Raw genomic sequence first — 22,126 nt, forward strand, 5'->3', positions numbered from 1 at the left:
GCTCCGCTCGACCCGCTCGTAGGGTCGGACGGGTCCGCCAGATCCGACCGCGGAAGGACCCCGTGGAATGAGCGCCTCCGTCCCCTCGCGCACGCCCGGCAAGCCGCACGACGTCGTCGTGATCGGGTCCGGCTTCGGCGGCCTGTTCGCCACCAAGGCGCTGGCCGACGCCCCCGTCCGGGTCACCGTGATCGACGGGACCGCGACGCACCTGTTCCAGCCGCTGCTCTACCAGGTCGCCACGGGGGTGCTGTCGGTGGGCGAGATCTCCCCCGCCACCCGCGACGTGCTCAGGAGCCAGCGGAACGCCCGGGCGCTCCTGGGCGTCGTCACCGACATCGACCTCGACGAGCGGGTGGTCGTGTCGTCCTCGCCGCTCGGCGAGACCCGCACCCGGTACGACAGCCTCGTCGTCGCGGCCGGCTCGGGGCAGTCGTACTTCGGCAACGACCAGTTCGCCGACTTCGCCCCGGGTCTCAAGAGCATCGACGACGCGCTGGAGATCCGCGGCCGCGTGTTCGGCGCGTTCGAGCTGGCGGAGCTCGCCACCGACCCCGCCGAGCGCGCGCGGCTCACGACGTTCGTCGTCGTCGGCGCGGGCCCCACGGGCGTCGAGATGGCCGGGCAGCTCGCGGAGCTGGCCCACCGGTCGCTGCGCGGGTCGTTCCGCCGCCTCGACCCGACCCAGGCGCGCATCCTCCTCGTCGACCCGGTGCCGAAGGTGCTCCCCGGCAACCCGGAGGACCTGCAGGACGCCGCGGCGCGGGTGCTCGAGGGCCTGGGCGTCGAGCTGCTGATGGGGCACAAGGTCGTCGACGTCGACGACGAGTCCGTCACCGTCGAGGACGGCGACGGCAACCGCACCACCATCGAGGCGCAGACCAAGGTGTGGGCCGCCGGCGTGCAGGCCTCGCCGCTCGGGAAGCAGCTCGGCGAGAAGACCGGCGCCGAGGTCGACCGCGCCGGCCGGGTGCGGGTCGAGCCCAACGGCTCGCTGCCCGGGCACCCGGAGGTGTTCGTCGTCGGCGACATGGCCCTGCGCCCCGGGGTGCCGGGCGTCGCGCCCGCCGCCATGCAGACCGGGCGGTACGCCGCGCAGGAGATCGTCCGCCGTGTGCAGGGCGAGCCCAGCGCCGGGCCCTTCCGGTACAAGGACAAGGGGTCGCTCGCGACGGTGTCCCGGTTCCAGGCCGTCGCGAAGATCGGGCCGGTCAAGACGGCCGGGTTCGGCGCCTGGCTGCTCTGGCTCGGCGTGCACCTGTTCTACCTGGTCGGGTTCAAGAACCGGATCACGACGCTGCTGCACTGGGCCGTGAGCTTCATCGGCCGCGGGCGGTCCGAGCGCACGGCCACCTGGCAGCAGGTGGTCGGCCGGGGCGCCCTGCGCACGCGGGGCGTCGACAAGCCCACGGTGCCGACCCGCCAGGTCCTGGACGACTGAGCCGCCGTCCACGCCGCTCACCGGCACGGCCCTGCCGGGTCAGGCGGGGCCGGCCGACGCGAGGCGCGCGAGCTCCCGCTCCAGCAGCGGGAGCAGCGCCGGATCGGTCAGCGAGCGGAAGTGCCCCGGCGTCTGCAGGCGGACGTTGCGAGCCCCCGGCAGCTCGCTGCCGGTCGGGATGTGCGGGTCGAAGCACGTCGCCACGGACACGATGCGCCCGTGGTCGGCGCGCTGGGCGGCGAGCGCCGTGAGCACCTCGTCGTCGGGCAGGAAGGTCCGGATCGACCGCAGGGGAAGCAGCCGCGCGTAGGGCGACCCGGAGAACGGCGTGTTGATCGCGACCATGCCGAGGACCCGGTCGCCGACGTCGGTTCGGCCCATGACGCTCTTGCCGATCAGCCCGCCCTTGGAGTGCGCGACCACCACCACTCCGCGCAGGTCGGCGTCGAGCAGCTGGGCCGCGGCCAGGTCGGCCATGTCCGGGACGCTCCCCCGGTTCAGCCCGAACGGCGCGACGACGTGCACCGGGTGCCCGCCCGCGAACAGCCCGCGCGCGAGCGGCTCGAGGAACCGCCAGGTCTCCCACACGCCGGGCAGCAGCAGGACCGGCGGGCGGCGGGCGGGCGCGGGCCGGGTGTACGAGTCCGGCGAGGTCCGGGACAGCAGCCCGCGCGCCTGCCGCCAGCCGGCGTAGGCGTAGTCCTGGCCCCACCAGACCGCGCGGCGGGCGGCCACCCCCGCGCTCAGCACGGGCCCTCCCGCACCCAGCGGGCGAGCAGCGGCGCGTGGCTGGCCATCGCGACGTGCCCGGCGCGGGGCACCTCGCGGACGTCGGCGCGAGCCGCGAGCGCACCCAGCCGACGCGCCCACGCCCGCGAGGAGACCGGGTCGTGCTCGCCGCGCACCACCAGAGCGGGGCCGGGCAGCCGGGACACGGCGGCGGCGGTGTCGTAGGCGAACATGTGCGGGAGCATCGCGGCGTACCAGGAGGGCCCGGTCCGCAGGTAGTCGCTGGCCACGACGGCGTTGATCCCCGGAGGCTCGTGCAGCCCGTCCTTCGCGAGCCGCAGCGCCTGGCGGAGCACCGACGGCGCCTCCGGGTCGACGACGGCGCCGATGAGCACGACCCGCTCGACGACGTCGGGCGCCCGGAGCATCGCCTCGGCCACCACCTGGGCGCCCATCGAGTGCCCGACCAGCGTCGCGCGGTCGATCCCGCGGTGCCGGAGCACGGCGAGTACGACGTCCGCGAGGTCGCCCACCGTGGGCACCCGGGCCGGGCGCGGGCTGCGGCCGAACCCGGGGAGGTCCGGGACGAGGACCCGGCGGTCGGTGGCGAGCTCGCGGGTCAGGGCGCGGTAGTACCGCTCCGAGACGCCGATGCCGTGCACCAGCACCACCGCCGGGTCGTCCGGGCGCCCGACGTCCGTGACGACGACGCCCGCCGCCGGGTCGAGCCCGCGCGGCTGCGCGCCGCCGAGGGCCCGGGCGAGCAGCCGCCCCGGCTGCCGGCCGCCGGAGCGCCCGTCGAGGCGGTCGCCGGCGCGGTCGTCCGCCGGGGTGTCGGAGGGCGTGGACAGCACGGACGGGCTCCTCGGGGTCGAGCGGGCGGGATCCGTACTCTGGCGGACTCCGCGGCGCCGGGCCACCCGGGGCACCCGCGCGGGGTGCGGGCCCCGCGGCGCCGGGCGAGAGTGGGACGCATGCCGAACCGCCTCGCCCGCAGCACCAGCCCGTACCTGCGCCAGCACGCCGGGAACCCGGTGGACTGGTACGAGTGGGGCGAGGAGGCGTTCGCCGAGGCCCGCCGCCGGGACGTGCCGCTGCTCGTGTCGATCGGCTACGCCGCGTGCCACTGGTGCCACGTCATGGCGCACGAGTCCTTCGAGGACGAGGCGGTCGCCGCGGTGATGAACAGCCGGTTCGTCAACGTGAAGGTCGACCGCGAGGAGCGCCCCGACCTCGACGCCGCCTACATGGCGGCGACCCCCAGGCGATGACCGGGCAGGGCGGCTGGCCGATGACGGTGTTCGCGACGCCGGAGGGCGACCCGTTCTTCTGCGGCACGTACTTCCCGCCGGTCCCCGTGGCCGGGCGGCCGGCGTTCGGGCAGGTGCTCGAGGCGCTGTCCCGGGCGTGGCGGGAGCGGCGGGACGAGGTCCGGGGCGGGGCCGCCGAGCTGCTGGCGCACCTGGGCGGCGGGGCCGCGGCGAGCGCGGGCACCGCGGGCGGGGCCGCGGCGGACGGGGCGGCCCCGGCCGAGGGCGCTGCTGCCGACGGCGCCGACGCGGCGACCGGCGCGCGGGGCGGGCGACGCCGACGACGACGACGGCACCGCCGCCCTCGACCTCGACGCCGTCGCCCGGGTCTCCGACCTCGCGGTGGAGGCGCTCGCGGCGTCGTACGACGCCGAGCACGGCGGGTTCGGCGGCGCCCCGAAGTTCCCGCCGTCGACGACCCTGGAGTGGCTGCTCCGCCGGCACGCCCGCACCGGCGACGCCCGCGCGCTCGCGCTGGCGACCGGCACCCTGGAGGCGATGGCCCGCGGCGGCATGGCCGACCAGGTCGGTGGCGGGTTCGCCCGGTACGCGGTGGACGCGACGTGGACAGTGCCGCACTTCGAGAAGATGCTCGAGGACAACGCGATGCTGCTCCGGGTCGCCGTGCACTGGTGGCGCAGCACCGGGTCGGACCTGGCCCGGCACGTGGTCGAGGGCACCGCGGACTGGCTGCTGCGCGACCTGCGGACGCCCGAGGGCGCGTTCGCCTCCTCGCTCGACGCGGACACCGACGGCGTCGAGGGCGCGACCTACGTGTGGACCCGGGCGACGCTCGACGAGGCGCTCGGCGCCGAGGACGGTGCGTGGGCGGCGGAGCTGTTCGGCGTCACGGAGGCCGGCACGTTCGAGGCGGGCACCTCCGTGCTGCAGCTGCGCGCGGACCCCGCTCCCGAGGACGAGGTGCGGTTCGCGCGGGTGCGCCGGGCGCTGCTGCGCGCCCGGTCCGCCCGGCCGCAGCCCGCGCGGGACGACAAGGTGGTCGCGGCGTGGAACGGGCTGGCGGTCGCCGCGCTCGCCGAGGCGGGCGCCGCCCTGGAGCGCCGCGAGTGGGTCGCGGCGGCGGGGGACGCGGCGGAGCTGCTCGACACCGTGCACACGCTCCAGGGCGGGGACGGGCTGGTGCGGCTGGCGCGCACGTCGCGGGACGGCGCGGTGGGGACGGCGCCCGGGGTGCTCACCGACTACGCCGCGGTGGCCGAGGGGTTCGGAGTGCTCGGCGGCGTGACCGGGGACCCGCGGTGGGCGGCACGGGCGTCGGCCCTGCTGGACACGGTGCTCGCGCGGTTCCGTGCCCCGGGGCACGGGTTCCGGGACACCGCCGACGACCAGACCGACCCGGTCGTCGCGCGGCTCTCCACCCGGCCGGACGTCGCGGACGGGCCCTCGGCCGCGGGGCAGTCGGCCGCGGCGGGCGCTCTGCTCGCCCGCGCGGCGCTGACCGGCTCGGCGACCGACCGGCGCGCCGCGGAGCTCGCGCTCGCCGGGCCGCTGTCGATCGCGCACCGGCACCCGCGCGCGGTGGCCTGGGCGCTGGCGACCGCCGAGGCGGTGCTGGACGGGCCGCGGGAGGTCGCGGTGCTCGGCCGGGCGGACGACCCCGGCCGGGTGGCGCTGGTGCGCGCGGCGCTGCGTTCCCCCGCACCCGGCCTTGTCCTCGCGCAGGGCGACCCCGACGAGGTGGCCGCCGACCCCGCGGCGGTGGGCCTGCTGCGTGACCGCCCGCTGGTGGGCGACCGCGCGGCGGCGTACGTGTGCCGCGGGTTCGTCTGCGACCGCCCGACGACCGACCCGGGCGCCCTGCGCGCGTCGCTCGCCTAGGGGCTCTCTCGCCGAGATGGCGACTCTCGGCTGTGCGCGACCCCCGCACCACAGCCGAGAGTTGCCCTCTCGGCGGATCCGCGACGCGGGCGCAGGGTCGCGGCGCGGCGCGGGTCAGCGGTCGCGCTTCTCCCGCATGGCGCGGACCGCCTCGAGGTTGTCCTGGCGCTCGCGCAGGGCCTGGCGCTTGTCGTACTCGCGCTTGCCTCGCGCCAGGGCGATCTCGACCTTCGCGCGGCCGTCGAGGAAGTACAGGGACAGCGGGATGATCGTCTGGCCCTTCTCGCGGGTCTTCGCCTCGAGCCGGTCGATCTCCTCGCGGTGCAGCAGCAGCTTGCGCTTGCGCCGCGGCGCGTGGTTGGTCCACGTCCCCTGCGAGTACTCGGGGATGTGCACGCCCTCGAGCCAGGCCTCGCCGCCGTCGACGGAGCACCAGCCGTCGACCAGCGACGCGCGGCCGGCGCGCAGCGCCTTCACCTCGGTGCCGCTCAGCACGACGCCGGCCTCGAACACGTCCTCGATGAGGTAGTCGTGGCGCGCCTTGCGGTTGGACGCGACGAGCGACCGACCGCTCTGCTTGGCCATGACTCTCCTCCTGGGGTCGTGCACGGGGGTCGTGCGGGTGCCCCGACGGGACCGGGGGGCGACGCAGCAGCCTAACCGGCCCCGCCCCGCGCGTCGCCCGGATTCCGCTACAGGCCGAGCAGCGGCCGCGGGTTCTGCGTCGCGCCGTTGACGTAGACCTCGAAGTGCAGGTGGCAGGCCGCCGACGTCCCGGTGTTGCCCGAGTAGCCGAGCAGCTGGCCCTGGGACACGTGCTGCCCGCCGCCGACCACGAAGCTCGTCATGTGGTTGTACGACGTCATCAGCGAGCTGCCGTTGTACAGGCCGTGGTCGACCATCACCTGGTTGCCGAACCCGTTGCGCCAGCGCGCCCACTGCACGGTGCCCTCGCGGGCCGCGTAGATCGGGGTGCCGCAGTAGGTGCGCAGGTCGATGCCCGCGTGCAGCCGGTAGTACCCGAGGATGGGGTGCAGCCGCATGCCGTACTCGCTGGTGACGTGGATCGGGTTGATCGACGTCGGGTTGCCGAACACCGCGCCGGAGACGGGCCGGCGGCGGGCGCGGGCTGCCCCGCCGCCGCGGCGGCCGCGGCGGCGCGGGCCCGCTGCTCGTTCGCGACCTTGGTCAGCTCCGACTCGATCGACTTCTTCTCCGCGTCGATGGACGCGACCTCGGCCTCGGCGGCCGCCTTCTGCGAGGCCAGGGCCTGCTGCTTGGCGGTCTGCTCCGCGATCAGCCGCTCGACCTCGGCCTGGCGGTCGGCGGCCTCCTGGCGCGCCTGCTCCGCCTCGGCGACCTTGGCGTCGGCCTCGGCCTTGAGCTCGGTGATCCGCTCGCGCACGGCCGTGAGCCGCGCCTGGCTGTTCTTGTTGGCGGCCTCGATGTCGGAGAGCTCGTCGAGCACCTGGTTCTGGGTGCGCTGCGCGGCGGAGGCGAGCCCGTACTGCTCGGTGAACTCCTCGACGGTCTGCGCGCCGACCATGATGCTGAGGCCGGACAGGCTCGGGCCGCCCTGGTACGCCTGGCGCGCCATCTGGCGCATCTGGCTGCGGATCTCGTCGGAGCGCTGGGTGTCCGTGGCGATCGTCGAGCTGATCGACGTCTCCTGGTCCTCGGCGTCCTGCAGCCGCGCGGCGATGAGCTCCGCCTCGCGCTCGTAGCCGGCCAGCGCCGCCTGCGCCGCGGTGAGCGCGGCCTGCGCCGGGGCGAGCTGCTGCTGGACCGCGAGCAGGTCCTGCGCGGTCTGCTGGTACTGCGTGCTGAGCCCCTCCAGCGCCGCCTCGGCGTCGGCCCGCTGCTGCTCGTTCTGCTGCTGCTGGCGCTGGAGCGCGGCCTGCCGGTCGTCGAGGTCGTCGCCGACCGCGGACCCGGCCGCGGTCAGCCCGAGCAGCACCGCGAGCGCGCCGGCGAGCGACGCCGCGACGGCGCGGGTGCCGCGCGCGCGGCGGGGGGTGCGGGTGCGCATGCTCGCCATCTCAGACCTTCGTGTAGCGGCTCAGGGTGACCAGGGACGAGATCGCGGCGAGCAGGATCGCGGCCGCCACCAGGAACGGCGCCACCTGCCACACCTCGTTGATGGTGACGTACGGGATCCACGCGACCTGGCCGCCCAGCCAGTCGGTCACGAGGTACCGCACGCCGGCCCACAGCCCGGCGACGGACAGCGCCGCGCCGATCGTGGCGGCGATCGCGCCCTCGAGCATGAACGGCAGCTGGATGAACAGGTTGGACGCGCCGACCATGCGCATGATCCCGGTCTCGCGCCGGCGGCTGAGCGCGGACAGCCGGATCGTCGTCGTGATGAGCAGCACGGCGGCGAGCAGCATCACCCCTGCGAGGCCGAGCGACAGCAGGGTCGCGGAGTTCAGCACCCGGAAGAGCGTGTTGTAGAGCTCGCGCTGGTCCTGCACGGTCTCGACGCCCTGCCGCCCCTGCAGCACGTCGGCGACGACCTCGAACTTCTCCGGGTCGGTGAGCTTGATCCGCAGCGACTCGTTCATGTCGTCGACGGTCATCACCTGGGCCCAGTACTGGCCCTCGAACTGGCGCTGGAACGTCTCGAACGCCTGCTCCTTGGACTCCGCCGTGACGCTCTCGATGTACGGGGACACGTCCGGCGCGTCGAGCGCGTCGAGGATCGCCTGCTTCTGGTCGTCGGTGACCTCGCCGCCGGCACAGGTGGGCTCCGAGGAGGTCCCGGCCGGGCAGAGGTACACCGCGACCTCGACCTTGCCGTAGAAGTCGTCCTGCATCTTGCCGATCTGCATCTGCAGCAGCGCGGCGGCGCCCACGAAGGTCAGCGACACGAAGGTGACCAGGACGACCGAGATGGTCATGGAGAGGTTCCGGCGCAGGCCGATGCCGATCTCCGAGAGGATGAACTGCAGTCGCACGTCGATCCCCCCTCAGCGGTCCGAGCCGTAGACGCCGCGCGACTGGTCGCGCACCATCTCGCCGCCGGACAGCTCCACGACCCGCTTGCGCATCTGGTCGACGATCTCGTCGTCGTGCGTCGCCATGACGACCGTGGTGCCCGTGCGGTTGATCCGGTCGAGCAGGCGCATGATCCCCAGGGAGGTGGTCGGGTCGAGGTTGCCGGTGGGCTCGTCGGCCAGCAGGATCGACGGCCGGTTCACGAACGCGCGCGCGATCGCCACGCGCTGCTGCTCGCCGCCGGACAGCTCGTGCGGGCGGCGCTTCTCCTTGCCGGCCAGCCCGACCATCTCGAGCACGTCGGGCACGGTGGTGAGGATGTGGTGCCGCGGCTTGCCGATCACCTGGAGCGCGAACGCCACGTTCTCGAACACGGTCTTGTTGTGCAGCAGCCGGAAGTCCTGGAACACCGCGCCGATCTGGCGGCGCAGGTGCGGGACCTTCCACGACGACAGGGTGGTGAGGTCCTTGCCCGCGACGAAGACCTTGCCCGCCGAGGGCCGCTCCTCGCGCAGCGCCAGCCGCAGGAAGGTCGACTTGCCGGAGCCGGACGCGCCGACGAGGAACACGAACTCGCCGCGCTCGACCTCGAGGCTGATGTGGTCCAGCGCGGGGCGCGCGCCGCGCGCGTAGACCTTGGTGACGTTCTCGAATCTGATCACGGGGTTCTGCGGCCAGCCGGTCGGGGACTGAGGGCGTGCGGAGGGTGGTGCGGGACCTGGCCGCGTCGAGCGTAGGCAGCCGCCCGTCGTGACCCGTCCGTGACACGCCGCGCGCGAACCTGTGAGTCGCCCCACCGCCCGCGTTCCGGGCGAAATGCCCGGTTCTGCCGCGTGCCGAGCGGCCGCAGCCCGCGGATCAGGCCTCGACGGCCGCCTGGCGGCGCCAGCGGATCCCCGACTCGATGAACCCGTCGATGTCGCCGTCGAACACCGCGGAGGTGTTCCCCACCTCGTGCTCGGTGCGCAGGTCCTTGACCATCTGGTACGGGTGCAGCACGTACGAGCGCATCTGGTCGCCCCAGGACGCCTTGATGTCGCCGGCGAGCTCCTTCTTCTTCGCGTCCTCCTCGGCCTTGCGGACCAGGAGCAGGCGGGACTGGAGCACGCGCAGCGCCGCCGCGCGGTTCTGGATCTGCGACTTCTCGTTCTGCATCGACACGACGATGCCGGTCGGGATGTGCGTCATGCGGACCGCGGAGTCCGTCGTGTTGACCGACTGCCCGCCCGGGCCGGACGAGCGGAACACGTCGACCTTGATCTCCGACTCGGGGATCTCGATGTTGTCGTCGCTCTGCTCGATCAGCGGGATGACCTCGACCGCCGCGAACGACGTCTGCCGGCGGCCCTGGTTGTCGAACGGCGAGATGCGCACCAGGCGGTGCGTGCCGGCCTCGACCGACAGGTGCCCGAACGCGTACGGCGCCTTCACCTCGAACGTCGCCGACTTCAGGCCGGCCTCCTCCGCGTACGACGTGTCGAGCACGGTCGTCGGGTAGCCGTGCCGCTCCGCCCACCGCAGGTACATCCGCATGAGCATCTCGGCGAAGTCGGCCGCGTCCACGCCGCCGGCGCCCGCGCGGATCGTCACCGCCTCGCGCTGGTCGTACTCGCCGTTCAGCAGCGTGCGGACCTCGAGCTCGCCCAGGTCCTTGCGGATCGAGACGAGCTCCGCCTCCGCCTCCGCGAGGGTCTCGGCGTCGCCGCCGTCCTCCGTCGCCATCTCGACGAGGGTCTCGAGGTCGTCGATCCGGCCGCCGAGCTTGTCGACGCGGTCGAGCTCGGACTGCGCGGCGCTCAGCGCGCTGGTGACCTTCTGGGCGGACTCGGGGGTCGTCCCACAGGTCGGGGGCGGACGCCTGCTCGGAGAGGTCGGCGATCTTCGCCCGGAGGGCCGTGGGGTCGGACACCGCCTGGATGGACTGCAGGGTGCTGCGCAGGTCGCGGATCTCGGCGGGGAAGTCGGTGGCTGCCACGACGGTCCAGGCTACCGGCTGCCGGGCGGTGCGGGGTCACGGGACGCGTTCGCCCGACCCGGGACCCCCGGCCGCTACGGTGTGAGCGTGAACACGCCCGCACCCTCCGGACAGCAGCACGCCCTCGCCCACGGCGCCCACCGCGCCGTGATCGCCGAGGTCGGGGCCAGCGTCCGCGCCTACAGCGTCGGCGGCCGCGACGTCGTGCTGCCGTTCGACGAGTCCGACCTCGCGCCCGCCTTCTCCGGCGCCGTCCTCGCCCCGTGGCCCAACCGGCTGCGGGACGGGCAGTACACCTGGGACGGCACCGACTACCAGGTCCCCGTCACCGAGCCCGACCGGATGACCGCCCTGCACGGCCTGGTGGCCCAGGTCCGGTACGCGAAGGTCGCCTCCGGGTCCGGCCCCGACGGCGACACCTCCGTCACGCTGCGCCACGACCTGGTCCCGACGCCGGGCTACCCGTGGTCGCTGCGCGTCGACGTCACCTACTCGCTGTCCGACGCCGGGCTGCGCGTGCACGTCGCCGCGACCAACCTGGGGGCGACCGCGGCGCCGTACGGCATCGGCTTCCACCCGTGGCTGTCCCCCGGCGACGCCGCCGTGGACGACTGCACGCTGCGGGTCGACGCCGCGTCGCAGGTGACGGTCGACGACCGGCTGCTGCCGACCGGCACGCGCCCGCTGTCGGGCGCCGAGGACCGCCGCGCCCCGCAGCCGCTCGCCGGCGTGGCGCTGGACGACGCGTTCGTCGACGTGACCCGGGACGCCGACGGCCTGTCCTGGATCGTGCTCGGCTCCCCCGACGGCCACGGCGCCGCGATGTGGATGGACTCCTCGATGGACACCTGGCAGGTGTGCACCGGCAACGGCATCCCGAAGATCGACCGCCGCGGCGTCGCCGCCGAGCCGATGAGCTGCATCGCGGACGCGTTCCGCACCGGCGAGCGCCTGGTGCGCCTCGAGCCGGGCGCCACGCACGAGGTCACCTGGGGCATGACGCTGGCCTGATCGGCCCCGGACGACGACGGCCCCGCCTCCCGGAGGAGGCGGGGCCGTTCTCGTGCGGGCGGGGCGTCAGCCGTAGTACTCGCCGTCGGCCATGACGCCCTTGGTGTACTCCCAGTGCCAGCGCTCGTAGGGGCCGGATCCGCCGGGGCGCGCCCAGTCGGGGTTCTCCCAGCCGAACACCGGCGCGTTGTCGTTCAGCCACTCCCACTGCGCGCCGGTGGTCTGCGAGGTGCACAGGTCGACCGCGAGGCCCCAGCCGTGGTTGCTGCGGCCGGCGGGTGCGGCGAGCGAGCCCTTGGCGGCCTTGACCGCCCGCTGCTCGGCGAGCGTGCGGTAGCCGCTGGACAGGCACAGGTCGGTGCCCCACCGGGTCACCCACATGGCGTTGAGCTCGGCGAGCGCCTCGGCGGCGTCGGCGCGCAGCTGGGTCTTGCCGTCCCAGAGGTAGCAGAGGTCGGACTGCGGGACCTGGCCGTTCGCGCTGGCCGGGTTGGCCTCGCCGTCGCAGCCGGGCAGGATCTCGCGCTCCTGGCTGCGGCTGACGTCCACCTGCGCGCGCAGCGCGGTGGCGTCGCCCGACACGAGCGAGGCCGGCGGGAGCACGGACGTCGCGGAGGAGGTGAGCGCCTCGACGGTGCTGGGCAGCGTCGCGTCGGCCTCGGCGTCCGTGAAGCCGTCCTCGCTGCGCGCGGCGCCCTGGGAGAGCGGGATCGCGACCGTGACGGCGGCCAGCGTGACGAGCACGCCGGCGCGGGTGCCCCACCGGGCGGCCGGGCTGGTGCGCCGCCGGTGCTCGGTGACGGCGACCGCCGCGGGGGCGGCGTCGGCGGACGCGGGGGCGGCGTCGGCGGACGCGGCGGCGGGTCGCGTGCGGCCCGCCTCGCGGAGCTGGCGTCGGGTGGGGGCGCCGGCGTCGGCGGGCTGCACGCGGTGCGACGCCACGGGACCTCCGAGCTCACGGGCAGGCGGCGAGGAGCCGCCGACGGACGAGGGGCGACACCCGGGAAGGGGCGGGGCGCCGAGGCGTCACCGTCAGGGGGATCCGGGTGATCGATCACGAAACCATAACGGCACCGGGGTGCCCGTTCCAACCCCCCGACCGGGGGGTAGCTGACGGATCATCGGCGTGTCGCGCGCGTTCACCCACCGGGCTCACCCTGTCGTGTGACGAAGGTCCCACGTTCGGCCCAGTCCGGGGCCGTCAGGCCCCCGCGCGGTGCCGGAACGCGCCCCGCTGCATCGCGTCCCGGACCTCGCCGACGAGCTCCTCGAGGATGTCCTCCAGGAACACGACGCCGACCGCCCCGCCGTCGTCCTCGACGCGCGCGAGGTGCACGCCGGAGCGCTGCATGGCGGCCAGCGCCTCCTCGACCTCGTCGCCCGGTGCCACGACGGCGAGCGCGCGCACCCGCCACGTCGGCACCGGCAGCCGGCGGGAGCCGTCGTCCGCGTAGAGCACGTCCTTCACGTGCAGGTAGCCCGTGGGCACGTCGCCGCGGCCGAGCACCGGGAACCGGCTGTAGCCCGTCCGGGCGACCAGCCGCTCGACCTCGTCCGGCGTCGCGTCGACGGGGACGGTGACGAGGTCCGCGAGCGGGACCATCACCTCGGCCGCCGTGCGGTCGGAGAACTGCAGCGCGCCGGACAGGAGGCCCTGCTCGTCGTCCAGCAGCCCCTCCGCCTGCGACTGCTCGACGATCGACTGCACCTCCTGGGCCGTGAACGCCGAGGCGACCTCGTCGCGCGGGTCCACCCGGAACAGCCGGAGCACGTGGTTGGCGATCCAGTTCAGCGCCGCGATGACCGGGCGCACGACCCGCCCGATCCAGACCAGCGGCGGGCCGAACACGAGCACCGCGCGGTCCGGGCCGGACACGGCCAGGTTCTTCGGCACCATCTCGCCGAGCACGACGTGCAGGTAGACCACCACGAGCAGCGCCACGACGAACGCGATCGGGTGCGCCAGGCTCGTGCTGACGCCGACCGCGTGCAGCGGGTCCTCGATCAGGTGCGCGATCGCCGGCTCCGCCACCAGGCCCAGGCTGGTGGAGCAGACGGTCACGCCGAGCTGGGCGCAGGCGAGCATGAGCGAGACGTGCTCCATCGCCCACAGCACGGTCGTCGCGCGGCGGTCGCCGGCCGCGGCCAGCGGCTCGATCGCCGACCTCCGCGCGGAGATGATCGCGAACTCGGCCGCGACGAAGAAGGCGTTGCCCGCGAGCAGCGCGACCGCGAGCGCCAGGGCCACCCCGGGGCTCATCGGGCCGCCCCCTCGGCATCGGCGGCCGCACGGGCCGGCTGGACCACCACGCGCTCGACGCGGCGGCGGGCCATGGTCTCGACGCGGAGCAGCACGTCGCCCGCGCGCACCTCGTCCCCGGCCTCGGGCACCCGCCCGAGCGCGGCCATCACCAGGCCGCCCAGCGTCTCGTACGGGCCGTCCTCCGGGACGACGAGGCCCGTGGTCTCGGTGAGCTCGTCCGGGCGCAGCAGGCCCGACACCACCCAGGCGCCGTCCGCGCGCCGCGAGGCGGCCGTGCGCCGGCGGTCGTGCTCGTCCGCGACGTCGCCCACCAGCTCCTCGACGACGTCCTCCAGGGTCACCACGCCCGACGTGCCGCCGTACTCGTCGACGACGACGGCCATCTGCATCCCGTGCTCACGGAGCTCGACCAGCAGCGGGCCGAGGTGCACCGTCTCGGGGACCCGCGGCGCGTCGATCATCAGCGCGGCGGCGGGCACCTCGTCGCGCCGCTCGTACGGCACGCCGATGGCCCGGCGCAGGTGCACCAGGCCCACGACGTCGTCCGAGTCGTCGCCGATCACCGGGAACCGGGAGTGCCCGGTCTCGCGGGACAGCCGGACGACGTCGGCGGCGGTGTCCGCGCGGCGGAGCGTGACGACGCGCTGCCGGTCGGTCATCACATCGACCGCGGTGAGGTCGGTGAACTCGATCGAGTTGGTCAGCAGGGTCGCCGTCGACTCGTCGAGGGTGCCCTGCTGGGCCGACCGCTTCACCAGGGCGGCGAGCTCCTGCGGCGACCGGCCGCCGGACAGCTCCTCCCGCGGCTCGACGCCCATGCGCCGCAGCAGCGCGTTGGCGCTGGAGTTGAACAGGGTGATCAGCGGGCGCAGCGCGGAGGTGAAGCCGGCCTGCAGCGGCGCGACCCAGCGCGCGGTGCCCAGCGGGCGGCTGATCGCGAAGTTCTTCGGCACCAGCTCGCCGAACAGCATCGAGAACCCGTTCACCAGCACCAGCGTGACGACGAGCGCGACCGCGCCGCCGATCGCCGGGCCGAGGAACGACCCGCGCAGCGGCTCGGCCAGCAGCGCGTTGACGGCAGGCTGCGTGGTGTAGCCGAGCAGCACCGTGGTGACGGTGATGCCGACCTGGGCGCCGGAGAGCTCCGTCGACAGCCGGCGGAGCGCCTTGAGCACGCTCTGCCCGCGGCGGTCGTCGGGCCGGGTCTGGCCCTCGACGACCCCGGGGTCGAGCGTGACCAGGGAGAACTCGCTCGCGACGAACACCGCGGTGCCGGCGGTGAGCACGACGCCGAGCGCGACGAGCAACCAGTCGGTCAGCACGGGTCACCACCCGCGGCGCGCACGCCCGGCGGTACCGGGACGCGCACGGGGTGGGTCAGGAGGCAGGAAGGGCCGGCATGGTCTCCCCCGGGCACGTCGGCCCGGGTGGGACGCCGGCAGCGACTTGAGCTGCTCATGGTGGCGCAATCATACGAAACCTCCACACGCGCGCTCTACGCTGGCGAGATGACCTTCGCATCCCGCCCCGGCGCCGGTGCCGGAACCCCCGCGGGCGCCCCGGGCGCCGCATCCACCTCGGTCCTCGTGGTCGAGGACGAGCCGGCCATCGCCACCGCGGTCGCGCGACGGCTCGCCGCCGAGGGCTGGCAGGTCGAGACGGTCGGCGACGGCCTGCAGGCGGTCGACGCCGCCGCGCGCCTCGCGCCCGACGTCGTCGTGCTCGACGTGATGCTGCCCGGCATCGACGGCCTCGAGGTGTGCCGCCGGATCCAGGCGGACCGCCCGGTGCCCGTCCTCATGCTGACGGCGCGCGACGACGAGACCGACATGCTCATCGGCCTCGGCGTCGGGGCCGACGACTACATGACGAAGCCGTTCTCGATGCGCGAGCTCGTCGCGCGGGTCAAGGCGCTGCTGCGCCGCCAGCAGCGCGCAGCCCTCGCCGCCGAGCTCGCCGCCGCGGGCACCGAGTCCGCCGAGCCGCCGGTCGCCGTGGGCGACGTGGTCATCGACCGCGCGCAGCGCCGCGTGCACCGCGCGGGCGAGGAGGTGCACCTCACGCCGACGGAGTTCGACCTGCTGCTCGCCCTCGCCGCCAGCCCGCGGACCGTGCTCACCCGCGAGCGCCTGCTGGCCGAGGTCTGGGACTGGGTGGACGCCTCCGGGACCCGCACGGTGGACTCGCATGTGAAGGCCCTGCGCAGGAAGCTCGGCGCCGACCTGATCCGCACCGTGCACGGCGTCGGCTACGCCCTGGAGCCGGCCGGCGCGGCGGGCACGGCCACCCCGGGAGGCGGCCCGGCGTGACGGTGCCGACCCCTCCCCGGCACCAGCGCCCGGCGCGCGTGGGCCGGCTGCCGGACGTCCGCCCGCTCGACCGGCTGCGGTCCATCAAGATCAAGCTCGGCGTCCTGGTCGCGGCCGCGGTGTTCGTGGCGGCGCTCCTGACCTGGATCGGGCTGAACAACGCGCTCGGCCCGTCCCGGACGTTCCCCATCGTGATCGTCCTCGCGCTGGTGATGACGCAGGTGCTCGCCCGCGGCATGACGTCCCCGCTGCGCGAGATGACCTCCGCCGCCCGGGCGATGGCCGCCGGCGACTACAGCCGCCGGGTGCGCGCGACCAGCCGGGACGAGGTCGGCGAGCTCGCGACGGCGTTCAACCGGATGGCCGACGACCTCGAGCAGGCGGACCTGCTGCGCCGGGAGATGGTCGCCAACGTGTCGCACGAGCTCCGCACGCCGGTGACCGCCCTGCAGGCGCAGCTGGAGAACATCGTCGACGGCGTCGAGGACCCGGACCCCGAGACGATGAAGGCCGCGCTCGCGCAGACCCAGCGCCTCAGCCGGCTGGTCGCCACCCTGCTGGACCTGTCCCGGCTGGAGGCGGGCGCCGTCGACCTGCAGGTGACCGACGTCCCCGTGCAGCAGTTCCTGGAGGAGGCGGCGCAGGAGGGCCGCCTCGTCGGCGCGTCGAAGGACCTGACGTTCCCCGTGGTCGTCGACCCGCCGGAGCTCACCCTCCCGGCGGACCGCGAGCGGCTGCACCAGGTGGTCGCCAACCTCGTCCAGAACGCCGTCCGGCACTCCCCGCGGGGCGCCCCGGTCCGGCTGGAGGCGCACCGGGCCGGCGGCTGGGTCCGGCTCGACGTGATCGACCAGGGTCCCGGCATCGCGGCCGACCAGCGCGAGCGGGTGTTCGAGCGGTTCGCCCGCGGGAACTCCCCGGCGATCACCGGCCAGATCTCGACCGGCGGCACCGGCCTGGGGCTGTCGATCGTCCGGTGGGCGGTGACGCTGCACGGCGGGACGGTCGAGGTCGCGGACAGCGACACGGGCTGCACGATGCGGGTCATGCTGCCGTCGCGGCGGACGTCCCGGCCGGCGACCGCGGCCTTCTGAGCCTGCCGGGCTCCCCCGGGCGGCGGAGGCGCGGCCACCCCCGGGTTCCACCTCGCGGCTGATCCGCGGCGCGCGGGTCGGTCCCTAGGGTCGAGACATGCCACCCGACGCGACGCACGCCATCGAGGTCTCCCACCTCACGAAGACGTTCGGCCAGGTCCGGGCCGTGGACGACCTGAGCTTCACGGTCCGCCCCGGTCGGGTGACCGGGTTCCTGGGCCCCAACGGCGCCGGCAAGACGACCACCCTGCGGATGCTGCTCGGTCTCGTGCAGCCGACGTCGGGCACGGCCACCATCGGGGGCCGGCGGTACACGGCGCTCGACCGCCCGATGCGCACCGTCGGCGCCGCCCTCGAGGCCGCCGACTTCCACCCCGGCCGCACGGCGCTGGACCACCTGCGGCTGTACGCGCCGCAGGCCGGCGTGCCGGATGCCCGGGCGCACGAGGTCCTCGACCTGGTCGGCCTCGCCGGAGCCGCGAAGCGCCGGGTCGGCGGGTTCTCGCTCGGCATGCGGCAGCGGCTCGCGCTGGCGACCACGCTGCTCGGCGACCCGCCGGTGCTGCTGCTCGACGAGCCGGCCAACGGGCTGGATCCCGAGGGCATCCGCTGGCTGCGCGACCTGCTGCGGGCGCTCGCCGCCCAGGGCCGCACGGTGCTGGTGTCCTCGCACGTGCTGTCCGAGGTCCAGCAGACCGTGGACGACGTCGTCATCATCGCCGGCGGGCGGCTCGTGCACGCCTCCACGCTCGCCGAGCTCAGCGGGCTGGCCGAGCCGCGGGTCCGGGTCGCCTCCCCCGACGGTGCCGCGCTCGACGCGCTGGTCGCCCGCGCGGGCTGGCAGCGGGTCGCCGGGGCGCCCGGCGTCGCCGAGCTCGTCGGCACCGACGTCGCCACCGTGGGGCACGCGGCGTTCGCCGCCGGCCTCGAGCTGCACGAGCTCGCGGCCCACGGCGTCGGCCTGGAGGACGTGTTCCTCCGGCTCACCGCCCCCGCCCCGGCCCGCGGCGCGCACGCGGCGCCCGCCGACGGCCCCGCCCCCGCCCCGACCGACGCCCCCGCCGGAGGTGCGCGATGAAGGACTCCCTGGTCTCCGAGTACCGGAAGATCGTCACCACCCGGACGTGGTGGGTGCTGCTGATCGTGATGATCGGCTACATGGCGTTCATGGGCGCCGCGATGGCGTTCGCGTTCACCTTCGACGGCGCCGAGGTGTCCGGCACCGACGGCGCGCCGGTCGTGGCCGACCCGATGGCCGTCGTCACCGCGGTCTACACGCTGCCCGCCTCGTTCGGGTACGCGCTGCCGCTCCTGGTCGGCCTGCTGTCCGTCACCGCCGAGTTCCGGCACCGGACGCTCACCCCGACCCTGCTGGCGCAGCCGGACCGCAACCGGTTCGTCGTCGCGAAGCTCGTCGCGAGCATCCCCGTGGGCGTGCTGTACGGCGTGCTCGGCACGCTCGCGACCGTCGGCGCGGGCGCGCTGGCGTTCGCGTTCACCGACGCGCCGAACCTGCTCGGCGAGGGCGAGGTCTGGGGCATCATCGCCCGGACCGCGCTGGCCCTCACCGTCTGGTGCGTCGTGGGCGTCGGCCTCGGCTTCGCGATGCCGAACCAGGTGGTCGCGATCGTCGTCGTGCTCGCGTTCACGCAGTTCGTGGAGCCGATCGCCCGGCTGGTGCTCGGCCTGAACGACGCGACCGCCCCGATCGGCAAGTTCCTGCCCGGCGCGGCCGGCGAGGCGATCAGCGGCGGGTCGTTCTACTCCGCCACCGGCGCGGGCTCGCTGCTCGGGCCGGCCGCGGGTGCCGCGGTGCTCGTCGGGTACGCGGTGCTGCTCGCCGTCCTGGGGCGGTTCACGACGCTGAAGCGCGACATCACCTGACCAGGTGACGGCCGCCGGCGGGCGCGCGAAATCAGCGCGACCGCCGGCGGCCGGAGCGACCATGATCCCGCCATGAGCCGCGAGCACCTCTCGAAGCACCTGGTCAGCTGGGCGTCGATCCTCGAGCCGAAGACCCGCGAGCAGGCCGTCCGCACCGCCACGATGCCGTTCGTGCACCCGCACGTGGCCCTGATGCCCGACGCCCACCTGGGCAAGGGCGCGACGGTGGGGTCGGTGATCCCGACGCTCCGCGCGATCATCCCGGCCGCCGTCGGGGTGGACATCGGCTGCGGCATGATCGCCGTGCGCACCGCCTGGTCCGAGGACGAGCTGCGCGCGGCCGGTCCCCTCACCCCGCTGCGCGAGGCGATCGAGGCCGCCGTCCCGGTGTCGGCAGGCGGGTACAACACCGCGCTCACCGACACCGCCGCGGCGCGGGTGGCCGACCTCGAGGCCGCTGCCGCGGAAGCCGGGTTCGACCCCGGCCGGTACGCCGGGACCTGGCGGCTGCAGCTCGGCTCGCTCGGCTCCGGCAACCACTTCATCGAGGTCTCGGTGGACGAGACCGGCACCGTCTGGCTGTTCCTGCACTCCGGCTCCCGGGGCGTCGGCAACAAGATCGCGCAGCACCACATCGCCGTCGCGGCCGAGCTGTGCCGGCGGTGGTGGATCCCGCTGCCCGACCCCGACCTCGCCTACCTGGTCGAGGGCACCGACGAGTTCTGGGCCTACGTCCGCGAGCTGCGGTGGGCGCAGGACTTCGCCGCCGCCAACCGCGAGGAGATGATGGACCGCGTCGTCGCGGCGATCGGGGCCCACATGGGTGCGCCGGTCGACGAGGCCGAGCGGGTCAACTGCCACCACAACTTCACCGAGCAGGAGCAGCACTTCGGGAAGACGGTGTGGGTGTCCCGCAAGGGCGCGATCCGGGCGCGGCGCGGGGAGCCCGGCCTGATCCCCGGGTCGATGGGCACCGCGTCCTACGTGGTGGCCGGCAAGGGCGACCCGCTGTCGCTGACGTCGAGCCCGCACGGCGCCGGCCGGGCCCACTCCCGGTCCGCCCCCCGGCGGCTGTTCACCCGGGACCAGCTCCGGGAGGCGATGGCGGGGATCGAGTACCGGGACACCGACGCTTTCCTCGACGAGATCCCGGCGGCGTACAAGGACATCGACCAGGTGATGGCGGACGCCGCCGACCTCGTCGAGGTGCGGCACGTGCTGCGCCAGGTCGTGAACGTCAAGGGCGACTGAGGCCGTCGCCGTCCCGCTCCCCCGCCGCCCGCGTCCGCGCGGCGAGGCGGGCGAGCGGGGCGGCGGCTCGCCGCACGGCGTCCGCGTCCTCGGTCGCCATGCCCGCGAGCGCCGCTCCGAGCGCGCGGGCCCACCCGGCCTCGACCGGCTCGCGGCGGGCCCGGGCGTGGGAGGTCGGGTGCAGCCGGGTCACCCGGCGGTCGTCTGCGTCCGCGGCGCGCTCGACCAGCCCGCGACCGACGAGGCCGCGCAGCGCGGCGCTCACGTTGCTCTGCCGCAGGTCGAGCCCCGCGGCCACACCGCCGACGCTCGTGCCCGGGTGCGCGTCGACGTAGCGCATCACCTCGAACTCGGTCGGCGGCAGCGGGGGCAGCCCACCGTCGTGCGCGCCCTCGGCCCGGCGCACCGCGCGGGACAGGTCGTGCAGCGCGACGGCGAGGAGCCGGAGCTCGTCGGCCGCGGGGTCGGTCTCGGGGTCGGCCCCGGCGTCGTCGGCGGGGCGGAGTCGGGTCACTCCGGGAGGCTAGCAGCGCCTATGAACGGACATATATGAGTTCATAGATATGATGCTCCGGTCCGCGGCACCGCGCCGCCCTCCCCCGTGCTGGAGCACACCCCATGACCGCTGCCCCGGGCACCGCCGTGCCTGCCGCCACCCCGACCGCCGACGCCGCACCGGCCGCCGACGCGACCCCGCCGCGCCGCGCGCTCCCGCTCGCCACCACCGTCGTGCTCGCGCTGCTCACCGCGATCGCCCCGCTGGCGACCGACATGTACCTGCCCGCCTTCCCGCAGCTGGCCGTCGACCTCGGCACCACCGCGACCGCCGTGCAGCTGTCCCTGACCACGTTCATGGTCGGGCTGGCGCTCGGGCAGCTGGTGATCGGCCCCCTGTCCGACCAGCGCGGCCGCCGCGGGCTGCTCATCGCCGGCAGCGCCCTGTGCGCCGCCGCCGGGCTGGCGTGCGCCCTCGCCCCGTCGATCGGGTTCCTGATCGCCGCGCGGTTCGTCCAGGGCTTCGCCGGCGCCGCGGGCGTGGTGCTCAGCCGGGCCGTGGTCGCCGACCGCGCCCGGGGCACCGCCGCCGCGAAGCTGTTCGGGATCATGATGCTGATCCAGGGCGTCGCGCCCGTCGCGGCCCCGCTGCTCGGCGGCACGCTGGTGACCGCCGTCGGCTGGCGCGGGGTGTTCGGCATCCTCGCCGGGCTCAGCGCGCTCATGCTGGTCGGCGTCCTGGCCCTGGTGCCGGAGACCCGGCCGCGCGACGCCCGAACCGACGGAGGGCTCGCCGCCACGCTCCGCGACGCCCGCTCCGTGCTCGGCAACCGCCGCTACCTCGGCTGGACCGGCGCGCTGGTGCTCGGGTTCGCGGCGATGTTCGCGTACATCTCGGCGTCGCCGTTCGTGCTGCAGAACGTCCTGGGGCTGTCGGTCGGCGCGTACTCGGTGGCGTTCGCGGCGAACGCGCTCGGCCTCGGCGTCGTCGCGGGTCTGGGCACCCGGCTCGTGGACCGGTTCGCGCCGCAGCGGCTGCTGGCCGTCGGCGTCGCGGCGGTGGCGGTGCTGAGCGTGCTCCTGCTGCTCGACGTGGTGCTGCTCGGCCTCCCCCGGTGGCCGACGCTGGTCCTGCTGTTCCTCGCCGTCAGCTCGCTCGGGCTGGTGTTCGGCAACGCCACGACGCTGGCCACCGACGAGGTCGCGCACGCCGCCGGCACCGGGTCCGCCGTGATGGGCGCGCTGCAGTTCGGCGTGGGCGCCGCGGTGTCCCCGCTGGTCGGCCTGGCGGGCGAGCGGACCGCCGTGCCGATGGCGGTGACGATGCTGGTGCTGGCGGTGGGCGCCGTGCTCGCGGCGCGGTTCGCCGCCACCGCCCCCGCTCGCGCCGAGGAGGTCGTCCCGGCAGGCGCATGACCGAGTTGACACGTCCTCGACCCGGCGCAGACCCGCAGATGGGGAGCCTGACACCCCCGCCGGACCAGCCGTGTGACAACCGTGTGAACCGTCCGCGCGCCGCGCTCCCCGA

22 protein-coding genes and 1 pseudogene are annotated in these 22,126 nt (G+C 75.1%); 11 read left to right on the forward strand and 12 right to left on the reverse strand.

What is annotated here, in order from left to right; all coding sequences use genetic code 11:
* Positions 1-67: 67 nt before the first annotated feature.
* On the forward strand, positions 68-1,441 hold the full coding sequence (locus FKM96_RS03145; protein WP_147794005.1) for an NAD(P)/FAD-dependent oxidoreductase: 1,374 nt from the start codon (positions 68-70) through the stop codon (positions 1,439-1,441).
* 39 nt (positions 1,442-1,480) lie between these two features.
* On the opposite strand, the gene FKM96_RS03150 is transcribed toward FKM96_RS03145, so the two are convergent.
* Both FKM96_RS03150 and FKM96_RS03155 read right to left on the reverse strand, forming a co-directional pair.
* Positions 1,481-2,191, reverse strand: coding sequence for a triacylglycerol lipase (locus FKM96_RS03150; protein WP_147794006.1), 711 nt, complete (start codon positions 2,189-2,191; stop codon positions 1,481-1,483).
* Positions 2,185-3,024, reverse strand: coding sequence for an alpha/beta fold hydrolase (locus FKM96_RS03155; protein ID WP_168216858.1), 840 nt, complete (start codon positions 3,022-3,024; stop codon positions 2,185-2,187). Before FKM96_RS03155 ends, FKM96_RS03150 begins: the two co-directional genes overlap by 7 nt.
* Positions 3,025-3,144: 120 nt before the next feature.
* Between FKM96_RS03155 and FKM96_RS22060 the strand changes: the two genes are divergently transcribed.
* From FKM96_RS22060 to FKM96_RS03165, 3 genes and pseudogenes are all read left to right on the forward strand, one after another.
* Positions 3,145-3,441 carry a DUF255 domain-containing protein gene (locus FKM96_RS22060; RefSeq protein ID WP_371300480.1) on the forward strand — a complete coding sequence of 99 codons (297 nt, stop codon included), beginning with the start codon at positions 3,145-3,147 and terminating at the stop codon, positions 3,439-3,441.
* Between the two features lie 20 nt (positions 3,442-3,461).
* A pseudogene (locus FKM96_RS22065) lies at positions 3,462-3,575 on the forward strand (DUF255 domain-containing protein); the annotation flags it as partial.
* Between the two features lie 247 nt (positions 3,576-3,822).
* Positions 3,823-5,319: a thioredoxin domain-containing protein gene (locus FKM96_RS03165; RefSeq protein WP_147794008.1), complete on the forward strand. Its 1,497-nt coding sequence runs from the start codon at positions 3,823-3,825 to the stop codon at positions 5,317-5,319.
* A 114-nt stretch (positions 5,320-5,433) separates the two neighbouring features.
* Here FKM96_RS03165 and smpB read toward each other — a convergent pair whose 3' ends face one another.
* The 6 genes from smpB to prfB all read right to left on the reverse strand — a co-directional run bounded on the left by smpB (position 5,434) and on the right by prfB (position 10,291).
* On the reverse strand, positions 5,434-5,904 hold the full coding sequence (smpB, locus tag FKM96_RS03170) for an SsrA-binding protein SmpB (protein ID WP_147794009.1): 471 nt from the start codon (positions 5,902-5,904) through the stop codon (positions 5,434-5,436).
* 107 nt (positions 5,905-6,011) lie between these two features.
* Positions 6,012-6,329, reverse strand: a complete 318-nt coding sequence (locus FKM96_RS03175) for a M23 family metallopeptidase (RefSeq protein WP_246855323.1) — start codon at positions 6,327-6,329, stop codon at positions 6,012-6,014.
* Positions 6,221-7,348 carry a hypothetical protein gene (locus tag FKM96_RS21255; RefSeq protein ID WP_246855172.1) on the reverse strand — a complete coding sequence of 376 codons (1,128 nt, stop codon included), beginning with the start codon at positions 7,346-7,348 and terminating at the stop codon, positions 6,221-6,223. The genes FKM96_RS03175 and FKM96_RS21255 overlap by 109 nt, the downstream gene beginning before the upstream one ends.
* A gap of 10 nt (positions 7,349-7,358) precedes the next feature.
* Positions 7,359-8,276: a permease-like cell division protein FtsX gene (gene ftsX, locus FKM96_RS03185; RefSeq protein ID WP_147794011.1), complete on the reverse strand. Its 918-nt coding sequence runs from the start codon at positions 8,274-8,276 to the stop codon at positions 7,359-7,361.
* A gap of 12 nt (positions 8,277-8,288) precedes the next feature.
* The gene (ftsE, locus tag FKM96_RS03190; protein ID WP_147794012.1) at positions 8,289-8,978 is read right to left on the reverse strand and encodes a cell division ATP-binding protein FtsE; all 690 of its coding nucleotides are present in this window, start codon (positions 8,976-8,978) and stop codon (positions 8,289-8,291) included.
* 196 nt (positions 8,979-9,174) lie between these two features.
* Positions 9,175-10,291, reverse strand: a protein-coding gene (prfB, locus tag FKM96_RS03195) for a peptide chain release factor 2 (protein ID WP_147794013.1) whose coding sequence is annotated in 2 segments (ribosomal slippage) — positions 9,175-10,146 and positions 10,148-10,291 — 1,116 coding nt in all. Because the reading frame shifts where the segments join, the coding sequence is not laid out codon by codon here.
* An 87-nt stretch (positions 10,292-10,378) separates the two neighbouring features.
* Between prfB and FKM96_RS03200 the strand changes: the two genes are divergently transcribed.
* Positions 10,379-11,302, forward strand: coding sequence for an aldose 1-epimerase family protein (locus FKM96_RS03200; protein WP_147794014.1), 924 nt, complete (start codon positions 10,379-10,381; stop codon positions 11,300-11,302).
* A 66-nt stretch (positions 11,303-11,368) separates the two neighbouring features.
* On the opposite strand, the gene FKM96_RS21880 is transcribed toward FKM96_RS03200, so the two are convergent.
* The 3 genes from FKM96_RS21880 to FKM96_RS03215 form a co-directional block, all read right to left on the reverse strand.
* Positions 11,369-12,244 (reverse strand): M15 family metallopeptidase, encoded by an 876-nt coding sequence (locus FKM96_RS21880; protein WP_147794015.1) that lies wholly within the window; start codon positions 12,242-12,244, stop codon positions 11,369-11,371.
* 259 nt (positions 12,245-12,503) lie between these two features.
* Positions 12,504-13,562, reverse strand: coding sequence for a hemolysin family protein (locus FKM96_RS03210; RefSeq protein WP_147794016.1), 1,059 nt, complete (start codon positions 13,560-13,562; stop codon positions 12,504-12,506).
* Positions 13,559-14,887 carry a hemolysin family protein gene (locus FKM96_RS03215; protein ID WP_210417355.1) on the reverse strand — a complete coding sequence of 443 codons (1,329 nt, stop codon included), beginning with the start codon at positions 14,885-14,887 and terminating at the stop codon, positions 13,559-13,561. The genes FKM96_RS03210 and FKM96_RS03215 overlap by 4 nt, the downstream gene beginning before the upstream one ends.
* Before the next feature lie 186 nt (positions 14,888-15,073).
* On the opposite strand from FKM96_RS03215, the gene FKM96_RS03220 reads away from it, so the two are divergent.
* The 5 genes from FKM96_RS03220 to FKM96_RS03240 all read left to right on the forward strand — a co-directional run bounded on the left by FKM96_RS03220 (position 15,074) and on the right by FKM96_RS03240 (position 20,103).
* Entirely contained in the window at positions 15,074-15,874 is an 801-nt protein-coding gene (locus FKM96_RS03220; RefSeq protein ID WP_147794017.1) for a response regulator transcription factor, read from the forward strand.
* A complete protein-coding gene (locus tag FKM96_RS03225) occupies positions 15,871-16,968 on the forward strand; it encodes an ATP-binding protein (protein ID WP_246855173.1) in 1,098 nt (365 codons plus the stop codon). Before FKM96_RS03220 ends, FKM96_RS03225 begins: the two co-directional genes overlap by 4 nt.
* A 97-nt stretch (positions 16,969-17,065) precedes the next feature.
* Positions 17,066-18,046 carry an ABC transporter ATP-binding protein gene (locus tag FKM96_RS03230; protein ID WP_147794018.1) on the forward strand — a complete coding sequence of 327 codons (981 nt, stop codon included), beginning with the start codon at positions 17,066-17,068 and terminating at the stop codon, positions 18,044-18,046.
* Positions 18,043-18,852 (forward strand): ABC transporter permease, encoded by an 810-nt coding sequence (locus FKM96_RS03235; RefSeq protein WP_147794019.1) that lies wholly within the window; start codon positions 18,043-18,045, stop codon positions 18,850-18,852. Before FKM96_RS03230 ends, FKM96_RS03235 begins: the two co-directional genes overlap by 4 nt.
* 72 nt (positions 18,853-18,924) lie before the next feature.
* Complete coding sequence (locus tag FKM96_RS03240; protein ID WP_147794020.1) at positions 18,925-20,103, forward strand: RtcB family protein; 1,179 nt, start codon at positions 18,925-18,927, stop codon at positions 20,101-20,103.
* On the opposite strand, the gene FKM96_RS03245 is transcribed toward FKM96_RS03240, so the two are convergent.
* Complete coding sequence (locus FKM96_RS03245; RefSeq protein WP_210417356.1) at positions 20,090-20,617, reverse strand: MarR family winged helix-turn-helix transcriptional regulator; 528 nt, start codon at positions 20,615-20,617, stop codon at positions 20,090-20,092. The genes FKM96_RS03240 and FKM96_RS03245 overlap by 14 nt on opposite strands.
* 104 nt (positions 20,618-20,721) lie before the next feature.
* Here FKM96_RS03245 and FKM96_RS03250 point away from each other — a divergent pair, with 104 nt between their 5' ends.
* Positions 20,722-22,014 carry a multidrug effflux MFS transporter gene (locus FKM96_RS03250; RefSeq protein ID WP_147794021.1) on the forward strand — a complete coding sequence of 431 codons (1,293 nt, stop codon included), beginning with the start codon at positions 20,722-20,724 and terminating at the stop codon, positions 22,012-22,014.
* The last annotated feature ends 112 nt before the right edge of the window (positions 22,015-22,126 follow it).

The sequence above is a fragment of the Cellulomonas sp. Y8 genome, assembly GCF_008033115.1.
GTDB lineage: Bacteria > Actinomycetota > Actinomycetes > Actinomycetales > Cellulomonadaceae > Cellulomonas.